At 58.2% G+C, this 19,671-nt stretch carries 1 protein-coding gene (only partly in view); it reads right to left on the bottom strand.

Features of this window, described 5'->3' with window-relative positions; translation table 11 throughout:
• On the bottom strand, positions 1-19,671 hold part of the coding region annotated (locus tag IEY39_RS28005) for a non-ribosomal peptide synthetase (RefSeq protein WP_188937888.1) (this coding region is incomplete at its 3' end). 9,904 nt of the annotated region lie beyond the right edge of the window; 19,671 of 29,575 annotated nt are visible.

The raw sequence follows: 19,671 nt of genomic DNA, 5'->3' as shown, positions 1-19,671 counted from the left end.
CCTCCTGCTCCCCGCACACCACCGCGATCGCCTCCGGACTCCGCAGCGCCTGCTCCTCGATCAGCTCTACGATCGTCTTATCCCGAGGATATTCCACCTCCTTAGCCTGTAATGCTTCCAGTAAGACATGTTCTTCTTCTTTGCTCAACATCTTCAACTCCTCAATGGCCGTATCCGGGTCCGCCACTACCGCCTCTAACAAGCTCTCATAATGACCCAGCATCCGTTCCACCGTATCCTCCCTATACAGATCACGCCGATAGATCAATCCCAGCTGCAATCCCTTCGGCGTCTGCCCTACACTCATATTAAGATCGAATTTCGGCCCCGTCACCCCGGACGCTTCCACCCCTACTTCGATCCCTTCCAAGGTCAGCTCCCCGGCCTCCGGCGTGTTATCCATCACGAACATCACATCGAACAACGGATTACGGCCCATCTCTCTCTTCATCCCCACCACCTCCACCACCTTCTCGAAGGGCGCCTCCTGGTGCTCATATCCTGACAGAACCATCTCCTTCACTCGCCTCAATAACTCCCTGAATGTCGGCTCCCCGCTCAGATCACTGCGCAACACCAGCGTGTTGGCAAAAAAGCCGATCAGCCCCTCCACCTCCCGCTGTTGTCTGCCTGCTACGGAGCTGCCGATACAAATATCTTCCTGGCCGCTGTAGCGATGCAACAACACCTGCAACACACCTACCAGCAGCATATACAAGGTCACCCCTTCCAGCTGACTTAACCCCATCAACCGCTCCATCAACTCCTGGCTGATCCGGCGGCTGACCCGGCCCCCTGCCAGACTTTGCACCGAACCCCGCTCATGATCCGTTGGCAAATCCAACACCTCCAGCCCCGACAGCTGACGACGCCAGTATTCCAGCTTCTCCTCCAATACTTCCCCCGTCAGATATCTCCGCTGCCACAAGGCATAATCCGCATATTGCACCGATAAGGCCGGCAGCACCGCCGCTCGACCCTCTACATAAGACCCATACAGCTCCACAAATTCCTGTACCAATATCGCCCTCGACCAACCGTCCGAAGCAATATGATGCAGTATCACCACCAGCACCCACTCCCCTGCACTAATCCGAAGCAAATGACCCCGAACCGGATAGTCCACCGACAGATCGAATCGCCGGCTGATGGCTTGCTCGATATAGCTTCCTAACGCTTCAATTCCCTCCACCACCTCCAGCCGCCATCCTCCTTTCTCCAACACCCGCTGGTATGCCCGACCTTCCCGCTCTCCGATCACCGTCCGCAGCACCTCATGACGGTCCACGATCGCTGCCATCGCATGGCTCAACCCTTCTTCACTCACCTTCCCTCTCAACCGCAATACTACCGGGATATGATAGGCCACACTCCCTTCCAGTTGGTCCATGAACCACAACCGCTCCTGGGCGAACGACAGCGGTATCCGCTCCGGACGCTCCTGGCGGATCATCCGCACTACCGACTCCCCACCGGGTAGCTCCCCAATCCTCGTCCCCAACGACTCGATCGTCGGATAGTCGAACACCTCACCGATCGGCAGCTCTACTCCCAGCTCTTGTCGAACAGCCGACACCAACCGGATCGCCAGCAACGAATGCCCTCCCAGTTCAAAAAAATTATCGGTCACCCCTACCTGCTCCACTCCCAGCAGCTCCGACCAGATCGCCGCCAGCTCCCGCTCTATTTCACTCCGCGGCGCCACATACCTCCCTCCGCTCCCCTCCGGCTCCGGCAATCCCTTCCGGTCCACCTTCCCATTGGCTGTTAACGGCAGCGCCGCCAACTCCACCCATACCCCCGGCACCATATACTCCGGCAACCGACCCAGTAAATACTTTATCAATCCACCCTTGTCGTATCCCTCGCCCGCCACCACATACCCCACCAATCGCTTGTTCCCTTCTTTGTCTTCTCTTACCACTACCACCCCCTGCCGCACCAACCCACTCTCCTCCAATACCTGCTCCACTTCTCCCAGCTCCACCCGGTACCCCCGGACCTTCACCTGCTCATCACGCCGGCCCAGGAACTCGATATTCCTATCCGGCAGCCACCGGCCTATATCCCCCGTCCGGTACAACCGTCCCTCTCCTCCGAAAGAATCGATCACAAATTTCTCCGCCGTCAGCTCCGGATGGTTCAGATAACCCCGCGCCACCCCGGCCCCGCCTATATACAGCTCCCCGCTTACTCCTACCGGACTTAAACCCAGCCGCGGCGTTAACACATACAGCCGACTGTCACCGATCGGTGAGCCTACTGGTACCTGACTCCCATACGCCCTCCCCTCTTCTACCTCATGCATCAACTTCCCGATCGTCGTCTCCGTCGGCCCATAATGATTCACTACCCGGCACCCTCCTCCCCATTCTCTTATTCGTTCCACCACCTCCCTGCTCAATACCTCTCCCCCAAAGATCATCAACCGCTCCGCTACCGTCACCTCCCCTTCTTCCCTATTCAACGCCTTCCAATGCGATGGCACCATCTTGATACATTCGATCCGATGACCTTTCACATACCGGCGAAACTCCTCTCCATCTCCAATCACCTCTTTCTCCAAAATATGTAATGCGCCTCCCGTTGACAACGCCCCATAAATCACCGTATTCCCCAGGTCGGCCGATAACGTCGATACCAACCCGAAGGTTCGGCATTCCCTCAAGGACAATCGCTGATCTATCCCATATATATAATCAACCAGACTCGCATGCTCTACCATTACTCCCTTCGGCCGGCCCGTCGATCCCGACGTATAGATCACATACGCCAAGTGATATCCCCGCATCCGCACCCCCAACCGCTCTCCCGATTCCCGGCCGATTTCTTCCCCATCTCCTTTCAGGTCGATCACCTCCCGCACACCCGCTCCCAACACTACCGCCCGGCTTCGCTCCCCGCTCACCACCACTACCGATGTTCCGGTGTCCTCTACCATATACCGCACTCGCTCTTCCGGATATTCCACATCGATCGGCACATATGCTGCTCCGGCCTTCAATATCCCAAGTATCCCTACGATCATCTCCACACTCCGCTCCACACAGATCGGCACCAGCATCTCCTCCCGCAAGCCTCTCTTCCGTAAATACCTCCCCAGCCGGTTCGACCGCTCCTCCAACTCTCTATAACTTACCTCCTGCTCGCTGCACACCACCGCCACCGCTCCCGGCGTCCGGGCCACCTGCTCTTCGAATAGCTCTACTACTGTTTTCTCCGCTGGAGCAATAAATTCTGCAATTAATTCTTGCTCTTCTTCTTTGCTCAACATCTTCAACTCCTCAATGGCCGTATCCGGGTCCGCCACTACCGCCTCTAACAAGCTCTCATAATGACTCAGCATCCGTTCCACCGTATCCTCCCTATACAGATCCCGCCGATAGATCAATCCCAGCTGCAATCCCTTCGGCGTCTGCCCTACACTCATATTAAGATCGAATTTCGGCCCCGTCACCCCGGATGCTTCCACCTCTACTTCGATCCCCTCCATGGTCAGCTCCCCAGCTTCCGGCGTGTTATCCATCACGAACATCACATCGAACAACGGATTACGGCCCATGTCTCTTTTCATCCCCACCACCTCCACCACCTTCTCGAAGGGCGCCTCCTGGTGCTCATATCCTGACAATATCGTCTCCTTCACTCGCCTCAATAACTCCCTGAATGTCGGCTCCCCTTTCAGATCACTGCGCAACACCAGCGTGTTGGCAAAAAAGCCGATCAGCCCCTCCACCTCCCGCTGTTGTCTGCCTGCTACGGAGCTGCCGATACAAATATCTTCCTTGCCGCTGTAGCGATGCAACAACACCTGCAACACTCCTACCAGCAGCATATATAAGGTCACCCCTTCCCGCTGCCTTAACCCCATCAAGCGCTCCATCAACTCCTGGCTGATCCGGCGGCTGACCCAACCCCCGGCCAGACTTTGCACCGAACCCCGCTCATGATCCGTCGGCAGTTCCAACACCTCCAGCCCCGATAACTGACGACGCCAGTACGCCAGCTTCTCCTCCAATACTTCCCCCGTCAGATACTTCCGCTGCCACAACGCATAATCCGCATATTGTACCGGCAACTCCGCGAGCACCGGCTCACGCCCTTCCACATATGCACTGTACAGCTCCACAAACTCCCGTACCAATATCGCCCCCGACCAACCGTCCGAGGCAATATGATGCAGCGTCACCACCAACACCTGCTCCTCTACCCCCAACACGATCAGCTGCGCCCGTAGTTTATAGTCTGCCGACAGATCGAATGGCCGGCTCACCTTCTTTCCAATATATTCCGGCAACCCCGCCCCTGTAGACTGCCATTCGGTCGCCTCCAATGTCCAACCTTCCGCTGCTACGATCCGCTGCCAGGCCTGCCCCTCCTGCTCTTCGATCATTGTCCGCAGCACCTCATGCCGCTCCACGATCCCCCGCAATGCCCGCTCCAGCGCCTCCCGGTCCAGCCTGCCCCGAATGCGCAACACCACCGGCATGTGATACTGCACGCTCCCCTCCAGCCGGTCAATGAACCACAATCGCTCCTGGCTGAACGATAACGGCATCCGCTCCGGTCGTTCCTGCCTTGCCAACACCGGCAACTCTTCGCCCCGCTGTTTATCCTCCAACTGCTGGGCCAAGGCCCCGATCTCCGGATACGTGAACAGCTCCCGGATCGATACCTCCAACCCCAGGCGCCGCCGGATCGCCGAGACCACCCGCATCGCTAGCAGCGAATGTCCCCCCAGCTCAAAAAAATTATCCCGGATACCTACCCGCTCTACCCCTAACAGCTCCTCCCAGATCTCCACCACCTCCCGCTCCACCTCATCACGCGGCGCCTCATACACGTCCCTTACTTGATCAGGCTTCGGCTCCGGTAACGCATTCCGGTCTACCTTTCCGTTGGCCGTCAACGGCAACGCCTCCAGTTCCACCCATACCATCGGCACCATATACTCCGGCAACCTCGCCTTCAGCTCTGCCACCACCCCCTCCTTGTCCCATCCCGCCTCTCCTACCACATATCCTACCAGCTGTTTACCACCTTCTTTATCCTCTCGGGCTGCCACCACACACTGACGCATCCCAGCACATTGTCCCAACACGCTTTCCACTTCCCCCAGCTCTATCCGGTAGCCCCGGATCTTTACTTGATTATCCTTGCGCCCGATGAACTCGATGTTCCCATCGGGAAGCCAACGACCCAGGTCCCCCGTCCGGTACATCCGCTCCCCTAGCTGTTCACTGAATGGGTTTTGGATAAATCGCTCCCTTGTCAGTTCATGCCGATTCAAATACCCCCGGGCGAGACCTGCGCCACCTATGTAAACCTCCCCGAATGAACCCATTGGCTGTAACCTTCGCTCCTCATCCAATATGTATACCCGGGTATTAGGCATTGGTTTGCCTATCGGCACCATTCTGTACTTGTCTATTGGCCCCTCGAAAAAAAGCGAATCGATGGTACATTCAGTGAGCCCATAACTATTCAATAGCCTGATACCCCTCGCCGAGCAATAGGTGTGCATATACTCAAAATCGGCCTGCTCGAATTTATCGGACCCAACAACCAGCAGGTCACAAAAAAGATCCATTGACTCCTGCTCGGCATGTCTTATTACACTCACCATAAGAGCAGGAGTAGATTCCAGCATGGAAACCTGATGGAAACTCATCATTTTGCACAGGTGCGATATATCGAAGCGGTACTCCTCTGCAACAAGCACCATCATGCCTCCATTTGCCAAGGACCTGCATATATCTCCCGTAAATACATCAAATGATAGACTGGCAATTGACAAGACCACCGGCGCTTTCTTATCAAAACCATAACATGTTCTCCAAGCCATACTCACGTTATATAAACTCGTATGTTCAACAAGTACTGCTTTAGGCCGTCCCGTCGTACCCGACGTGAAGATCCCATAGGCTAAGTTCCGTCCATGGTAGACTATAGGCATCCGCTTTACCGAATAGCAGGCAATAGACGTTGCTTCTTCATCCAGTAATACTACCCGCACCTCACCGCTTATCGGCAGCCTCATTGCTAGTTCCCGGCTGGTCACTACCACCCGACCCTGCGTGTCTTCCAGCATATACGCGAGCCGCCCGGCCGGATACTCCGGGTCCAGTGGCACATAGGCTCCCCCGGCCTTCATAATCCCCAGGATCCCCACGATCATCTCCACCGACCGCTCCAGGTACACCGGCACCAGCACCTCCTCCCGTACGCCCAGCCCCCGCAGGTAATGCGCCAGTTGGTTGCTCCGTTCCTCCAGCTCCCGGTAGCTCACTTCTTCCTGCCCATACACCACCGCAATCGCCTCCGGGCTCCGCTCTGCCTGCTCCTCGATCAAGTCCACCACCGTCCTGTCCCGCGGATACTCCACCCCCGCCGCATTGAACCCCTCTACCAGCTGCCGCCGCTCCGCTTCGCTTAATATCTCCAGATCCCCCAATCGGCCTTCCCCCTTCTCCGGCAATTGCCCGATCACCTGTTCAAAATGTCCGCTGATCTCCCGCACATACCCCTCCGATAGTAACGTGGCATTATAACTGAACACGATCTTGATCTCTTTGCCTATATGGATTGACAACAACAGCGGAAAATTCACTTGTTCTCGTGTCCGCACCTCGCCGATCTCCAATAGCCACCGGCGGGCCGACAATATCTCGCTCACCGGGTAATTCTCGAAGATCAGCAGGCTGTCGAACAGATCACCTATCATCCCGATCCACCGCTGGATATCGCTCAACGCCGTATACTGATGCTCCCGGCTCCTGATCTGCCCCTCCTGGAGGGACAGCAGCCAGTCGCTAATCCTTGCCTCTTCCCTCACAACCGCATGCAATGGCAGCGTGTTGATGTACATCCCCACCCGGTGCTCCACTCCTGCCAACTCCTCCGGCCGGCCCGACACCGTCACCCCATAGACCACATCCTCCCTGCCCATATACCGGCTCAGCAGGTACGCCCATACCCCCTGCATCAGTGTGTTCACCGTAAGCCTATGCCGCTGCACATAGCGTTGCAAGGCACCACTCCGTTCTTTGTCGATCCGTACCTCGATCTCTTTGTATTCGCCCAAGCCCTTATTCCGGTCCGGCGTCGAACCGATGAACGGCAACAAACTTCCCTCTTCCACTCCCCGCAGATACTCCCGCCAATAAGCCTCCTCCTGCTGCCGATCCCTTCGCTCTATATAGCGGATATAATCCTCATACTTGTCTTCTTCTGCCTGCGGAACCGCTTCTCCCCGAACCAGCTGCTCGTAGACCTTCAAAAACTCCTCCATTAGCACCGGGATCGACCAGCCGTCCAACAGGATATGATGATACGTCCAGATCATCTGGTACCGGTCCTCATCCAGCTGCAACAACCCGATGCGCATGAGGGGGGCCGCCTTCAGATCGAACCCCTTACGCCGGTCTTGCTCCTCATAAGCCCGGATGGCCTCCTGCTGTTCCACCTCGCCCATCCCCCGGTAATCCACCTGCTCTACCGGCAAAATCACCTCCCGGTGCACATACTGCACCGGGATGGTAAAGGCATCATGATGGAACCCGCTCCGTAAGATGCCATGCCGCCGCAACAGATATTCCCAGCTTCCATAAAAGGCTTCCTCCTGCATCCTCCGCAGCGTACAGCTCAGCTGCTCCGTATAGGCCTCGCCCTTAGCCTCGTACAACCGGTGGAACAGCATGCCTTCCTGTAACCCACTCAACCGGTATAATCCACTGATCCGCTCCCTTCTCGGCCGCCCCCCGACCTCCTCATCCAGGAACCGGTCCAGCTCCTGGTAGCTCACCTCCGCCGTCAGCCCATAATCCCATGGAGTAGGCTGGCTGCCCTTGGCGCCCTCTTGCACACAATGTTCGATCAACACCTCCAGGTTTCGCATGTATTCTCCTGCTACCCGTTCCACGGTCTGCCGATCATAATACCGCTCACTATAGCCCCACGTCATCACCAACTCACCTCCTACCACCTGACTGTTGACCGACAGCCGCTCCCGCACTACCACCTCCGGGCTGACATTCGCTCCCCTTTCCTCCCGCGCCGCACCCAGCCAGCCCCCCTCCCGCATCGCCTGATCCAGCTGGCCCAGGTAATTAAACACCAGGTCCCAATGGTCATCACTGGGCAGCGCTTCGGCTGCCCGCATATACCGTAACACCCCATAGCCTATGCCCTTATCCGGTATGCTGCGCAGCCGCTCCTTGACCCCCTTGACCAGGTCGCCTGGCCTCTGGTCGCTGTCGGCTAACACTACCGGGTAGATGCTCGTGAACCACCCTACCGTCCGGCTCGTATCCACCAACTCCCCCAGTTCCTCCCGGCCATGCCCCTCCAGGCCAATGACTACCTCCTGTCGACCGCTCCATTGTCTTAAAGTTCGGACCAAGGCGCTTAGGAGCAGATCATTGATCTCGGTATGATAAGCTCGGGAGGCCTCCTGCAGTAGCTGCCGTGTCCGCTCTCGTCCCAGCCGCACCCGCACCTGGTCCAGCTCTCCGGCCCGTACCGGCCCAGCATAAACCCTGTCTACCGGCAACGGCATATAGCTACCGGCCACCTGCTGCCAATAGCCCAGCTGCCCTTTTAACCGCTCGCTCTGTCCATAGCGTTCCAACGCCCCGTACCACTCCCGGTACGAGCTGCTCTTGCTGCCCAGCTCAACCACTCCCCCCTCCCTAACCTGCCTCAATCCCCTCTCCAGGTCCTCCAGCAACACGCGCCACGACACCCCATCCACTGCCAAATGATGGATCACCACCAATAGCCGGTTCTCCACCTCTGCTCCCGGCAGCCGCATCCAGACCACCCGCACCAGCAGCCCCTCCTCTATCAATAAGCTCCCCTGATAATAGCCCGACCGCTCCCCGATCACTTCCCGCAAAAACCCCGCTGGCACCGCCTGTAGGTCCTCGACGACGAAGCACCGGCTGATCAACCCATCCACACCTCCATATTCCTGTCTCCAGCCCTGTACTCCCCACCGGTAAACGAAGCGTAAGGCATCATGCTGCCGCAACAGTCCCTCTACCGCCCCCTGCAACATCTCCTCGTTCACTTCCCGCGAAATCCGCAGCAGCACAGCCTGATTATAATGTGATATCCCCGCTTCCGCTCCCTCCAAGTATCGTTGCTGGATCGGCAGCAACCCGCATTCGCCCGTCAGCAAACCTTGCTCGCCCAGATCTTTCCGTCCTTCCCGCTCCCGCAATACTGCTGCCAACTGACGGATCGTCTGATGCAGGAAAATATCCCGCACCTGCAAACCCGTATACCCCAGTCGCTGCGCCCGGCTCACCGCCTGGATGGTGATGATCGAATCGCCCCCCAGCCCAAAGAAATTATCTTCCAGCCCAACCCGCCCCACGCCCAGCAACTCCGACCATATCTCCGCCAGACCCCGTTCCAGCTCCGTCCGCGGCGCCTCATATACTACCCCTGGCAACTCATCTATCTTCGGTTCCGGCAACGCTTTGCGGTCCACCTTTCCACTATCTATAAGGGGTAACCGCTCTAGCTCCACCCAGATCGCAGGAACCATATAGGCGGGCAGCCGCTCCTTCAGCTCTGCCAGCATCTCCCCCTTATCCCATCCATCGGCTGGCACCACATACCCCACCAGCCGCTTATGACCTTCTTTGTCCTCCCGGGCCAACACCGCACACTGCCGTATATCCGCACATTGACCCAGCTCACTCTCCACTTCAGCTAACTCGATGCGGTAACCCCGGATCTTCACCTGCTCATCCCGCCTGCCCAGATATTCAATGTTGCCATCCAGCAACCACCGACCCAGATCCCCCGTCCGGTATAGCCGATCCCCGGCTTTCCCACTGAACACATCGGCAACGAACCGCTCCTGCGTCCACTCCGGATGCGCCAGGTAGCCCCGGCTCAGCTGCACCCCGCTGATACAGATCTCGCCGATCCCACCAATCGGACACAGCTGCTGCTGCGGCCCTACGATGTAGAGCTGGGTATTGGCCACCGGCCGCCCGATGGGGATGACGTCGGGCACCTCCGTCGGACAGCTCCAGTAGCTGACATCGATCGAAGCCTCCGTCGGTCCATATAGGTTATGCACCTCCGTCTGCGGCAGCCGCTTCCGGCATAACCGCACCTGACTGCTCTTGAGCGCCTCGCCGCTGCAAAGTACCCGCCGCAACGCGACGCATTCTCCCGGCTGTACTTCGAGTAGAAAGGCCTCCAGCATCCTCGGCACAAAATGGATCGTGGTGATGCCCTGCTGTTCGATCACCATCTTAAAGTAGACGGGGTCCTTATGTCCCTGCGGCTCGGCGAATACCAGCCGCGCCCCCGCCAGCAAGGGCCAAAGCAGCTCCCACACCGATACGTCGAAACAATATGTCGTCTTCTGCAGGACCGCATCCTGCGGCCCGAGCTTAAAATAATCTTGTGTCCACAGCAGCCGGTTGAGCAGGCCGCGATGCTCGATCATCACTCCCTTGGGCCGGCCCGCCGAACCAGAGGTATAGATCACATACGCCAGGTGTTCCGGCCGAAGCGACCGCTCCACGGGCTCTGCCGAACGCCTACCAATAAGCTCTGCCTCCTCATCCAGCAGCACCACCCGCACAGCTCCGTCCACCGGCAGCGAAGTCACCAGCTCGCGGCAACTCACCATCACCTTTGCCTCCGTCTCTTCCAGCATATAAAACAACCGCCCGGCCGGATACTCCGGGTCCAGCGGCACATAGGCTCCTCCTGCTTTTAAAATGCCTAGTATCCCCACGATCATCTCCACCGACCGCTCCAGACACACCGGCACCAGCTCCTCCTCCCGCACCCCCAGCTCCCGCAGGTAATGCCCCAGTTGATTGCTCCGTTCCTCCAGTTCCTGGTAGCTCATCCGCTCGTCCCCATATACTACAGCAATCGCCTCCGGGCTTCGCGCTGCCTGCTCCTCGATCAGGTCCACCACTGTCCGGTCCACCGGGTACTCCACCTGCGTAGCATTGAACTCGTCTACCAGCTGCCACCGCTCCACCGCACTCAACATCCCTAATGCACTGACCTTTAGCTCCGGTTGCTCAACTACCGACCGCAGCAGCTCCGCGTAATGACCGGTCAGCCGCCCGATCGTCTCCGGCTCATACAAGTCCCGGCAATACTCCACCTGTCCTACCAGTCCCTCTTCCCCTTCTGTCAACATCAACGTCAGATCGTATTTGGAGGTCGTTTGTGGCAGCGGTTCTCCCGCTAATTGCAGTCCCGCCACATCCAGTTCCTCTGTCTTTCCCTGCTCCATATTCTGCCATACAAAATGCACATCGAACAGCGGGTTGCGGCTCAGGTCCCGCTCCCGAACCACCGCCTCCACCACCCGCTCGAAAGGGGCCTCCTGGTGGTCATAGGCTTCCAGCGTTGTCTGCTTCACTCGCTGCAGCAGCTCCACAAAAGCCGGGTCGTCTCCCAGCTGGCTGCGCAGCACCAGCATATTGACAAAAAATCCAATGAGCCCCTCTATCTCCTGCCGTGTTCGATTCGCCACCGGTACCCCCACCAGTATATCCCCCTGTCCACTGTAGCGATAGAGCAACACCTTAAACACCGCCAACAACGTCATAAATAAAGTCACCCCCTCCCGGCGGCTCAGCTCCTGCAACGCCTCGATTAATGCCTGCTCTACGCGGAATGTTACCACCCCTCCGCGCATACTCTGCACCGCCGGCCGTACATGGTCCGTCGGCAGCTCCAGCGCCTGCCAACCCGATAGCTGCTGCTGCCAATATTCCATTTGCTTATCCAACACCTCTCCCTCCAGGTAGCGCCGCTGCCACAAGGCATAGTCCGCATACTGTACCGGCAGCTCCACAAGCACCGGCTCACGCCCTTCCACATATGCACTGTATAGCTCCCGAAATTCCCGCACCAGTATCGACCCAGACCATCCATCGGAGGCAATATGATGCAGCGTCACCACCAGCACCTGTTCCTCCGCCCCCAGCACGATCAGCTCCGCCCGTAATTTATAGTCCGCCGACAGATCGAACGGCCGGCTCACCACCTGCCCGATATGGGCCGGAAGGTCCTCCTCCGGTGACGGCCATTCTATAGTCCCCAATGTCCATCCCTCCGCCGGCACGATCCGCTGCCAGGCCTGCCCCTCCTGCTCGTCGATCATCGTCCGCAGGACCTCATGCCGCTCCACTATCCCCCGCAGCGACCCCTCCAGTGCTCTCCGGTCCAACCTCCCCCGGATACGCAACACCACCGGGATATGATACTGCACGCTCCCCTCCAGCCGATCGATGAACCACAACCGCTCCTGACTGAATGATAGCGGTATCCGCTCCGGACGCTCTTGTCTTTCCAACACCGGCAGCTGTTCGCTCCGATCTTTGCTCTCCAGCCGCCGCGATAAAGTGTCGATCTCCGGGTACTCGAACAGCTCCTGGATCGACAGCTCCACTCCCAGCCGCCGGCGGATCGCAGACACCACCCGCATCGCTAGCAGCGAATGGCCACCCAGCTCAAAAAAATTATCGTGGATGCCTACCTGCTCTACTCCCAACAGCTCCTCCCACATCGATGCTAATTGCCGCTCTACTTCATTCCGCGGCGCCTCATAGCTCCCTTTTGCTTGATCCGCCTCCGGCAACATCTTCCGGTCTACCTTCCCGTTTCCTGTCAACGGCAATGCCTCCAGCTCCACCCACACCTGCGGCACCATATACTCGGGCAGCCGTGTCCGCAGCAGAGTCATCACCCGCTCCCTGTTCCATCCGGCCTCCACAACTACATACCCCACCAGCCGCTTGTTCCCTTCTCTATCTTCCCGGGCCACGACCACTCCCTGCCGCACTCCAGCACATTGCCCCAGCACACTCTCCACTTCCCCCAGCTCGATCCGGTAGCCCCGGATCTTCACCTGCTCATCCCGTCTGCCCAGGTATTCGATGTTCCCATCCGGCAGCCACCGACCCAGATCACCCGTCCGGTACAGCCGCTCCCCCGTTCGCCCACTGAACTCATCCGGGATGAACTGCTCTTCCGTCCATTCCGGATGCGCCAGGTATCCCCGGCTCAGCTGTACCCCACCAATACAAATCTCTCCGATCCCGCCGATCGGAGGCAGCTCCTGCTGCCGGCTCACAATATAAAGCTGCGTATTGGCCACCGGACGCCCGATCGGGATCACCTCCGGCAGCTCCGCCGGACAGCTCCAGCAGCTGACCTCTATCGAAGCCTCTGTCGGTCCATACAGGTTATATACTTCCACCTGCGGCAGCCGCTCCCGGCATAACTGCACCTGACCCCTCTTTAACGCCTCTCCGCTGCAAAGCACCCGACGCAGCCCAGTACATTCTCCCACCCGTACTTCCTGCAGGAATACGTCCAGCATACCCGGCACAAAATGAATCGTCGTGATCCCCTGCTCCCCGATCACCGCCTTCAGGTAGCCTGGGTCCCTATGTCCCTGCGGCTCGGCAAACACCAGCCGCGCCCCCGACAGCAAGGGCCATAGTAGCTCCCACACCGATACATCAAAACAATACGTGGTCTTCTGCAAAACCGCATCCTGCGGCCCGAGCTTAAAATAATCCTGTCCCCACTGCAGCCGGTTGAATAATCCCCGGTGCTCGATCATCACCCCCTTCGGCCGGCCCGTTGAACCCGACGTGTAGATCACATACGCCAGATGCTCTGGCCCGAGCTTCCGCTCCATCCGTTCTACAGGACGTCTGCCAATAAACACAGCTTCCTCATCCAGCAACACCATCCGTATGTCTCCGCCTACCGGAAGCTTCGCTGCCACCACCCCACTGCTCACCACCACCTTAGCCTTCGTCTCTTCCAGCATATACAACAACCGCCCGGCCGGATACTCCGGGTCAAGTGGCACATACGCTCCCCCGGCCTTCATAATCCCCAGTATCCCCACGATCATCTCCACCGACCGCTCCAGGCAAATCGGCACCAGCACCTCTTCCCGTACCCCCAACTCCCGCAGATAATGCCCCAATTGGTTGCTCCGTTCCTCCAGCTCCCTATAGCTCACCCGCTGCTGCCCATATACCACCGCGATCGCCTCTGGACTCCGTAGGGCCTGCTCCTCGATCAAGTCCACCACCGTCTTCCCCTTCGGATACTCCACCACCGGCCCCTGGAACGCCGCCAACAATCGCTCCCGCTCCCCTCCGGGTAGTATACTCTCCCTGTTCACCGGTTCATCATAATGCTCCCAATACCCCTCCAACACCGCATCCATATACCCCTGCAACTCCTCCAGCGTCTTGCCCGATCTCAACTCCCGCTGGATGCAGTAACGCAACTGTAGAACTCCTCCCGTCACATTTACCACCAGGTCCAGGTAGGTATTCGTCGATCCATACGAATCAGCCAACGATCCGCCTTCCCGCTGCTTGCCCCTAACATCGGAAAGTACCTGGCCCTCCAACCCCTCATATACATGAAAATTCACAAAACCGAACAATACATCAAAAAATGGATTGCCCTCCGCAGCTTTCTCCCCGCTCATCCTCGCTATCTGGTGTAGCGTACTGCGGTCTCTTCTCTTCAGCTCCCGCAGCTGCTCCTCTATCCCCTCAAAATAGTCCCTCCAACTCTTCCCCTTGTCTCCTCCGCGGTAGCGACAGGGTATCGTATTCAAAAAACATCCCAGCACCTTGTCCCCATCCTCCACCTCCGGCCGGGTGTTGCTCACCAACCCTACCGTCACCTCCTCTTCGGCCGTCAACATCATCAGCACATACACATACACCCCAAACAACAACCCCTTCAACGACAACCCATCGGCCTTCACCCTCCCCTCCAATCGCTCCAGGTATCCCCGATCATATACCCGCGTGTATCGCCGGTATACCCGCTCCCCTGAAAAGATATCCAGCCGCTTGTACCCCGCCAACTCCTCCCGCCAAAAACCTTCCCCTTCTTCCCTTCGCCGCTCCACTAAACTTGCAATAATATGATCCTTGTACGTGCATTGTAATCTCCCCACCTCTACCCGATCCCCCTCAGCTACCAGACGCCCATAAAGGTTATTCAACTCCGTGTTCAGACTCGCTACACTCCACCCATCCAACAGCGCATGATGAACCTGAAAAACATACGCCACCCGGCCCTTGAACCGTAGCCATCCCACCCGCCACAAAGGCGCCCGCTCCACCTCGAACGGACGCAGTCGCTCCCGACGCAGATACTCCTCCACATACCTCTTCTCTTCCTGATCGCTCAGCTCGCCTACCTCCGGCTGATCCAGCCTTACCTCCACCTCCTTGTACACCACCTGCAACCCCTCGGGGTGTCCCCCCAGTCGGAACGCAGTACGCAGTATCGCATGCTTCTGTACCAACAGCGAAAAGGCCCGCCTGAACAAGGCCACATCCACTTCCGCCGCCAACTCGTATACCATCTGATCATGGTAGACCGATTGTTCCGGCTCCAACAATGACGCAAATACCATCCCACTCTGAATATCACTCATCGGGTAGATGTCGGCTATCCGCTCCCCTTCTGCCATTGTCGGCAGCATCGCCGCCCTCAGCTCCGCCAACTCCCCGCTTACCTGCTCATACAATGCCTGCCGCAAAAGGGCAGCTGTCCCCTCTCCCCTGTCCAGCAACCGCCCTAATTGTTCCAGCGTACCGGCCTGATAGACATCGAACACCCTTATCTCCTTGTGCAGGATACTCCGTATCTTACCCACCACCCGGATAACCTTGATCGAATCACCCCCCAATGCAAAAAAATTATCGTGAATGCCTACCCGTTTCACTCCCAATAGCTCCTCCCATATCCCCACCAGCACCCGCTCTACCTCCGTCCGCGGGGCAACATACTCCTCTCCCTTCCCATACCCCGGCTCCGGCAACCCCTTCCTATCCACCTTCCCGTTGGCCGTCAACGGCAACCACTCCAACTCCACCCACACCTGCGGCACCATATATTCCGGCAACTGCTCTCGCAGATACCCGATCAGTTTCTCTTTGTTGAATACTCCTTCCACCACTACATACCCCACCAGCACGCTCTCTCCCTGCCCTCTGTCCCGCGCTACCACCACACTCTGCCGGACGCCATCATACCCCCCTACCACACTCTCGATCTCTCCCAACTCGATCCGGTAACCCCGCACCTTCACCTGCCCATCCTTCCTCCCCAGGTACTCCAGCCGCCCATTCGCCAGCCACCGGCCCAGGTCACCTGTCCGGTAAAGCCGGCCGCCCTCCGCGAACGGATCAGCCACAAACCGCTCCCCCGTGAGCTCTCCCCGGTTCAAATATCCTCGCGCCACTCCTGCCCCTCCTACATACAGCTCTCCCGGCACCCCTACCGGCACCAGTCCCCCCTCCCCATCCAGTACGTATACCCGCAACGTCGGTATCGCCCGACCGATCACACTCGAACTCCCCATCAGTTCCTCCTCGCCCAACTCCTGGTACGTCACATGCACCGTCGTCTCCGTTATCCCATACATGTTCACCATCCGGCAACCCCTATACCGCTCCTTCCACCCCCGAGCCTTCACCGGCGTCAACGCCTCCCCTCCGAAGATCACATACCGCACTGCCAGCTCCAGCTCTTCCCCTAACACCTCTTCCTGCAACGCATAAAACGCCGTCGGCGTCTGGTTCAACACCGTCACTCCCTGTTCCAGCAATAACTTCCCATAAGCTACCGCATCCCGCGCCGTCTCCCGCGACACCACCACCAACCGTCCCCCAAACAACAACGCCCCATACATCTCCCATACCGAAAAATCAAAACAATACGAATGGAACAGCGTCCATACATCCTTCTCGCTAAAATCATACAACGCCCCCTCCGTCTTGAACAACCGCACCACATTGCGATGCTCCACCAGCACCCCCTTCGGCCGGCCCGTCGACCCCGACGTATAGATCACATACGCCAGATGTTCCGGTCGCAACTCCCGCTCCACCTTCCCCGCAGGCCCTTCCACCTCCTCGATCACCACTACCTCCACTGCTAACGCCGCTTCTACTATCCCCCGGCATTCCCCACTGCTCACCACCAGCCCTGCTCCCGTATCCTCTACCATATACCGTATTCGCTCGGCCGGGTACTCCGGATCGATCGGCACATAGGCTCCACCTGCCTTCATAATGCCCAGTATCCCCACCACCATCTCCACACTCCGCTCTATACAGATCGGCACCAACACCTCCTCCCGTACGCCAAGCCCCCGCAGATAATGTCCCAATTGATTCGACCGCTCCTGCAACTCCTGATAGGTCAACTGCACCCCTTCGGATATCACAGCTACCCGGTCCGGTGTCTGGCCTACCTGCTCTTCAAATAAGTCCACCAATGTCTTGCCCTTCGGATAATCCACCGCCGTCGCATTAAACTCGTCTAACAGCTGCTGCTGCTCGGCCAGACTCAACATACCTAAGCCGCTGATCTTTTGCTCCGGCTGCTCTACCACCGACCCCAACAGCTCTATATAATGCCCGATCAGGCGTTCGATCGTCTCCAGCTCATACAAATCCCGGCAATACTCCACCCACCCTACCAGTCCCTCTTCCCCTTCCGCCAGCACCAGCGTCAGATCGAATTTGGAGGTCGTTTGTGGCAGCGGTTTTGCTGTTATTTCCAATCCCGGCACAGTCAGCTCCTCCACCGTCCCCCGCTCCATATTCTGCCACACGAACAGCGCCCCGAACAGCGGGCTGCGACTCAGATCCCGTTCCTGTACCATCGCCTCCACCACTCGCTCGAACGGCACCTCCTGGTGCTCATACGCTTCCAGGGTCGTTTGTTTCACCCGCTGCAGCAGCTGCACAAAGTCCGGATCATCTCCCAGCTGACTACGCAGTGCCAGCATATTGACAAAAAATCCGATGAGTCCCTCTACCTCCTGCCGGGTCCGGTTAGCTATCGGTACCCCGACCAGGATATCTTCCAGTCCGCTGTAGCGGTACAGCAAGACCTTGAACACCGCCAATAGGATCATGAACAAGGTTACCCCTTCGCGGCGGCTCAGCTCCTGTAATGCCTCGCTTAACGCCCCCTCTATTTGAAAGGACACCCCTCCACCTCGCATAGTCTGTACCGCCGGCCGTATATGGTCTGTCGGCAGCTCCAGCACCTGCCACCCCGCCAACTGCTGCTGCCAATAGGCCAGCTGTTCGTCCAGCACCTCCCCTTCCAAGTAACGCCGCTGCCACAGCGCATAGTCCGCATATTGCACCGGCAGCTCCGGCAAGACCGGCTCACGGCCTTCCACAAACGCCGCATACAGCTCCCGGAACTCCCGCACCAGGATCGATCTCGACCACCCATCGGAGGCAATGTGATGCAGCGTCACCACTAATACCTGCTCTGCGGGTCCCAGCTCTATCAACTGTGCCCGTAATTTATAGTGAGCCGACAGATCGAACGGCAGGCTCACTACTTCTCCAATATGTTCCGGCAACCCCACCGCCGGAGACGGCCATTCTATAGTCTCCAAAACCCAACCCTCCGCTGGCATGATCCGCTGATATGCCTGTCCCTCCTGCTCTTCGATCATCGTCCGCAACACCTCATGCCGGCCCACGATCCCCCGCAAGGCCCGTTCCAGTGCTCCCCGGTCCAGCCTCCCCCGGATGCGTAGCACTACCGGGATATGATACTGCACGCTCCCCTCCAGCCGGTCGATGAACCATAACCGTTCCTGGGCGAACGATAGCGGTATACGCTCCGGTCGCTCCTGGCGGACGATCCGCACCACTGACTCGCCTCCCGAAAGCTCCCCAATCCTGACCGCCAACGACCCGATCGTCGGATGGTCAAAAATATCTCCGATCGCTACCTCTACCCCCAGTCCACTACGGATCGCCGACACTACCCGGATGGCCAGCAGCGAATGCCCCCCCAGCGCGAAAAAGTCATCGCCGATACCTATTCCTTCTACGCCCAACAACTCCTCCCAGATCGACACTAGCGTCCGCTCTACTTCCGTGAGCGCCCTCTGATAAGCTGCTGCGGCTGTTCCCACCACTTCGGGGTCCGGCAGCCCCTTGCGATCCACCTTCCCATTGGCCGTCAACGGCAGCGCCTCCAGCTCCACCCACACCAGCGGCACCATATACTCCGGCAACCGCTCCTTCAGTTCGGCCATTAGCTGCTCCTTGTCCCATCTGGCATCTCCCACTACATAGCCCACCAGCCGTTTATTACCTTCTTTATCTTCCCGGGCCACGACCACGCCTTGCTGCACCCCCACACATTGACCCAGCACACTCTCCACTTCCCCCAGCTCGATCCGGTAGCCCCGAATCTTCACCTGCTCATCCCGTCTCCCGATGTATTCGATGTTGCCGTCCGGTAACCAGCGCACCAGATCTCCCGTCCGGTACAACCTCTCTCCACTCCGCCCGCTGAACTTGTCGGGAACGAACCGCTCTCCGGTCCATTCCGGATGACCCAGGTACCCACGGGCCAGCCCGTCACCGCCGATATACAATTCACCGACTATCCCTTTCAGACAGAGCTTTCCCTGTTCGTTCAGGACATAGACCCGTGTATTGCCAAAAGGCCGGCCGATCGGCACCACGCCGCTATACTCGCGTCCTGGTTCTATCGTATGCAGCAGCTTACCGATAGTCGTCTCGGTAGGACCATAGTGATTGACCACCTGGCATCCATTGCCCTCCGATCGAAGTTTCG

It is taken from the genome of Puia dinghuensis (assembly GCF_014642875.1).
GTDB lineage: Bacteria > Bacteroidota > Bacteroidia > Chitinophagales > Chitinophagaceae > Puia > Puia dinghuensis.
Note: the sequence above shows the minus strand (reverse complement) of the source record. Positions and strands in the feature narration are given on the sequence as shown.